The sequence below is a fragment of the Moorena sp. SIO4E2 genome (assembly GCF_010671945.1).
Classification (GTDB): Bacteria; Cyanobacteriota; Cyanobacteriia; order Cyanobacteriales; family Coleofasciculaceae; genus Moorena; species Moorena producens.
Genome location: NZ_JAAHIE010000599.1, coordinates 1 through 4093, shown reverse-complemented (window position 1 = coordinate 4093; position 4093 = coordinate 1). Strand labels below are relative to the sequence as shown.

The 4093-nt window shown below is 48.3% G+C and carries 2 protein-coding genes; one reads left to right on the top strand and one right to left on the bottom strand.

Features of this window, described 5'->3' with window-relative positions:
* A partial coding sequence (locus F6K37_RS33830) for an AAA-like domain-containing protein (protein WP_502887797.1) occupies positions 1-3614 on the top strand: 3614 nt, incomplete at its 5' end.
* Positions 3615-3629: 15 nt separating this feature from the next.
* On the opposite strand, the gene F6K37_RS33825 is transcribed toward F6K37_RS33830, so the two are convergent.
* Positions 3630-4093, bottom strand: a 464-nt coding sequence (locus tag F6K37_RS33825) for an Rpn family recombination-promoting nuclease/putative transposase (protein ID WP_287255105.1), incomplete at its 5' end; no start/stop codon positions are given.

The window sequence follows — 4093 nt, the reverse complement described above, 5'->3', positions numbered from 1 at the left end:
CCCGACAGATGGGTAAGTCCAGTTTGCGGCTACGAACCATGGAAAAGCTAACAAAGGCGGGAGTAGCTTGTGCCTCTATTGATGTGACCAGGATTGGCAATCAAGTAACCTCCCAGCAGTGGTATGGCAGTTTGATTAGAAGTCTTGCCAAGAGTTTTAAATTGAACCCAAAAATCAAAGTAATCCCTTGGTTAAAAGAGCGTGAACGATTTTCACCAGTGCAGTGGTTAAATGAGTTTATTGAGTCGGTTATCCTAGAAGAAATAAGTGAAAATATTGTTATTTTTTTTGATGAAATTGATAGTATAATTAAAGTTAAATTTAAAGATGATTTCTTTGCCTTAATTAGAGCCTGTTACAATCAAAGAGCGGAAAATCCAGCCTATAATCGTCTAACCTTTTGTTTGCTGGGGGTGGCAACTGCAGCAGATTTAATTCAGGATAAACAGCGCACCCCGTTTAATATCGGTCGGGATATTCAGTTAACTGGGTTTACCGTTGAAGAGGCCAAATCGCCTTTGGTTCCAGGTTTGGAAGGTAAAGTTAATAATCCTGAACAGGTGTTAGGTGAGATAGTGCATTGGACGGGAGGACAACCGTTTCTGACCCAGCGGTTGTGTCGTTTGGTAGTCCAGACTTGGGAATGGGGCAATAGTCTTTCCCTAGACCAGATAGTGCGTAGGCAGATCATTGACAATTGGGAAGCTCAGGATGAACAGGAGCATTTGAAGACTATACGCGATCGCATTCTCACAAATGAGCAACGGGCTGGTATGCTATTGGGTTTGTATCAGCAAGTGTTGGATCACGGTTGTATAGCTGCTGATGGTAGTCAGGAACAGACGGAATTAAGGCTATCGGGGCTGGTGGTTGAGCGCCATGGCTGTTTGGAGGTTAACAACCGGATTTATAGAGAGGTTTTCGGATCCGATTGGGTCAAGAAAGAATTGGCCAGACTGCGCCCCTACTGTGAAGCTTTTACCGCTTGGGTTGATTCTGGGTGTAACGATGACTCTCGACTGTTGCGGGGGGGAGCATTAGAGCAGGCGGAACAATGGTCTAGGGGAAAAGCCTTAAGCGATTTGGATTCCCAGTTCTTGAGAGCTAGTCAGGTTTTAGACAAAGGAAAAGTCCAAAAGGCTTTGGCGGCGGAGAAAGAGGCTAGTCAGATATTAGCCAAAGCTCAACAGAAAGCTAAGCGAACCATACGCAGAGGGGGAATTGTACTGGGTTTATCCTTAGTTGTGGCAAGTGTTGCGGTGGTGACTCTAATCAAGGCTACAGAAGAAATACAGGAAGCCAAATTAGCTACGAAACTAGAACGGCAAGGGAATTATATTTTACGACAGTTATCGGATAATAATGTTTACTACGGCACCAGTACAGAAGGGGAAAAGCTTTTGTATGAGGCAATGGAGACTGGGCAAAAGCTAGATAATCTCGTTAAAGATGGTCGCCCCCTGGATCATTATCCTGCTATCAGTCCTCTATATGCCCTCCAGCAGAGTATTAGTAAATTCCAAGAACGGGCTGTGCTCACCGGGCATCAGTCCAGGGTATCAAGTGTAGCCTTCAGCCGGGATCTACAGAGGCTAGCTACTGCTTCACAGGACAAAACTGCCAGAATTTGGGACTTACAGGGCAATGAATTAGCCGTGCTCACCGGGCATCAGGACGAGGTATTAAGTGTAGCCTTCAGCCCGGATGCAGAGAAGCTGGCCACGGCTTCACAGGACAAAACTGCCAGAATTTGGGACAAAAAGGGCAATGAAATAGCCGTACTCACCGGGCATCAGGACTGGGTATTAAGTGTAGCCTTCAGCCCGGATGGACAGAGGCTGGCCACTGCTTCATCCGACGGCACTGCCAGAATTTGGGATTTACATGGCAATGAAAGAGCCGTACTCAAAGGGCATCAGGACTGGGTATTAAGTGTAGCCTTCAGCGCGGATGGACAGAGGCTGGCCACGGCTTCATCCGACGGCACTGCCAGAATTTGGGATTTACAGGGCAATGAAAGAGCCGTGCTTAAAGGGCATCAGGACGAGGTATTAAGTGTAGCCTTCAGCCCGGATGGACAGAGGCTGGCCACTGCTTCATCCGACGGCACTGCCAGAATTTGGGACAAAAAGGGCAATGAAAGAGACGTGCTTAAAGGGCATCAGGACGAGGTATCAAGTGTAGCCTTCAGCCCGGATGGACAGAGGCTAGCCACGGCTTCATCCGACGGCACTGCCAGAATTTGGGATTTACAGGGCAATGAAAGAGCCGTGCTCACAGGGCATCAGTCCAGGGTATCAAGTGTAAAATTCAGCCCGGATGGACAGAGGCTGGCCACGGCTTCAGATGACGGCACTGCTAGAATTTGGGATTTACAGGGCAATGAAATCACCGTGCTCACCGGGCATCAGGACAAGGTATATAGTGTAGCCTTCAGCCCCAATGGACAGTGGCTGGCCACGGCTTCATCCGACGGCACTGCCAGAATTTGGCACAAAAAGGGGAATGAAATAGCGGTGCTCAAAGGGCATCAGTCCAGGGTATGGAGTGTAGCCTTCAGCCGGGATGGAGAGAGGCTGGCCACTGCTTCAGAGGACAAAACTGCCAGAATTTGGGACAACCAGGGCAATCAATTAGCCAAGCTCACAGGGCATCAGGACGAGGTATTAAGTGTAGAATTCAGCCGGGATGGACAGAGGCTGGCCACTGCTTCAGAGGACAAAACTGCCAGAATTTGGGACAACCAGGGCAATCAATTAGCCAAGCTCACAGGGCATCAGTCCAGGGTAACGGATTTAGAATTCAGCCGGGATGGACAGTGGCTGGCCACTGCTTCAGAGGACAAAACTGCCAGAATTTGGGACAACCAGGGCAATCAATTAGCCAAGCTCACAGGGCATCAGTCCAGGGTATCAAGTGTAAAATTCAACCCCAATGGACAGAGGCTGGCCACTGCTTCATCCGACAACACGGCCAGAATTTGGGACAAAAAGGGCAATCAATTAGCCCTGTTCAAAGGCCATCAGTCCAGGGTATGGAGTGTAAAATTCAGCCCCAATGGACAGAGGCTGGCCGCTGCTTCATCCGACAACACGGCCAGAATTTGGGACAAAAAGGGCAATCAATTAGCCGTGCTCAAAGGCCATCAGGACTTGGTATATAGTGTAGCCTTCAGCCCGGATGGACAGAGGCTGGCCACTGCTTCATTCGACAACACTGCCAGAATTTGGGACTTACAGGGGAATCAATTAGCCGTGCTCAAAGGCCATCAGGACTGGGTATTAAGTGTAGCCTTCAGCGCGGATGGACAGAGGCTGGCCACTGCTTCACGAGACGGCACTGCCAGAATTTGGAAGATTGAAAGTTTAGGTGAGCTGCTGGGTCGGGGCTGTGAATTGCTGGAAGATTACTTTGTTAGGCATCCTGAAGCTAAGGAGAAGTTATGGGTATGCGAGGAATCGGGAATCGGGAATCGGGAGTCGGGAATCGGGAATCGGGAATCGGGAATCGGGAATCGGGAATCGGGAGTCGGGAATGAGGTTCAAGGTCGAGGTTCAGAGGTTCAACGTTGGTATTCAAATACTCAAGGGAGAAGTTCAGATACTCAACGGTGATATTCAGAGGTTCGTTCACAACTGATCAATGTCATCCACACTCAACCCAGTATATTGAGCAATATCCTTGAGGGGTAACCCTGCTGCGTTCATCTGTTTAGCAATCTTTTGTATACCTGCTTGTTCACCTTCAAGTCTACCTTGTTCGAGACCTTGTTCAAGACCTTCAAGTCTACCTTGTTCAAGACCTTCCTGAATCAAGGTTTGATTAACACTGTACATATCCCGGTAGACCTTCAGACTATCCTGGTACAGGGCTTGCTCCTCAGAGGAGAAATTGGCAATCTCGGCCACCTCAAATAGCTGGGCAAACACATCCCCTTGCAACGGTTCTGGGGGAGTATTACAGCTGGCGAGATGCCTCAATAAAAATAACCACTTATCAAAATGGGTTTCTAGTTGATCAACAGATTTAGTAAATTTTGGTAGTTCCACATAGATGAATTTCAACTTATCGTAGAACACTTCACACCGCTGAT